Annotated in this window: 1 protein-coding gene; it reads right to left on the reverse strand. The window is 48.7% G+C overall.

What is annotated here, in order from left to right:
• Positions 1–23: 23 nt before the first annotated feature.
• A partial coding sequence (locus R7R24_RS26280; RefSeq protein ID WP_318120059.1) for a tetratricopeptide repeat protein occupies positions 24–779 on the reverse strand: 756 nt, incomplete at its 5' end.

The following is a 779-nucleotide window of genomic DNA, read 5'->3' on the forward strand; positions in this document are numbered from 1 at the left end:
TAAGCGTTTTCTCAACTGAATTTTCATTGTGCGCTCTCCAGTTGCTTTAAGATGGTTAATCGATCGCGAATGAAAGCTTGCGACGGATTCGAGATCCCTACTTTACCTAACGCTTCGGTGTAAGAGTTAATCGCAGCAGTAAAAGTGAGCGCTCGCTCTTGCTGAATCGCCAAACCAAGCCACCAGCGGGCATTGTCTGGCTCGCGTTGAGTCAGTAGCTGGTAGCTTTCTAATGCGATGTCGTTTTGCTTTTGTTTCTGCGCAAGGGCTGCGCGCATTGCCAAGTAATCTCGACTCGGCATTGGAGGCAAGTGAACCAGTGGGCTCAGTGCCGCAGAAGGCTGATTGGCTTTAACCAATAGCTTCGACAACGCGAGTCTTAGCGGTTGGTTATCCTTATCAAGGTTGATGCCTTCTTGCAGGATTTCGTAAGACTTTCTGGTATCCCCTTTACCGAAATAAAGCGCCGCCAGCTTTTGACGCGTTTCGATATTGCTTGGCTCATAACGCAATGCTTCGGTATAAGCAGAAAGCGCCGTTTCCATATCGTTTGCATCAATGGCTTTTTCTGCTCGACTGATCGCTTTCAACGATAACTGACGGTGTGAAAGTTCAACTTGCTCAATGCGAATTGAACTCTCTTCAACCAAATTGGTGGTCGTATTGCTCGGTGCATTCGCTACTTGCGCGATCAGCATCGGAGCGTCTGAACTCATCTCCGCATCCGCACGTGAACCAAATACGCCCTCACTAGGTTGAGGCGTTGGTAATGCTGCAAC

It is taken from the genome of Vibrio sp. 704 (assembly GCF_033339295.1).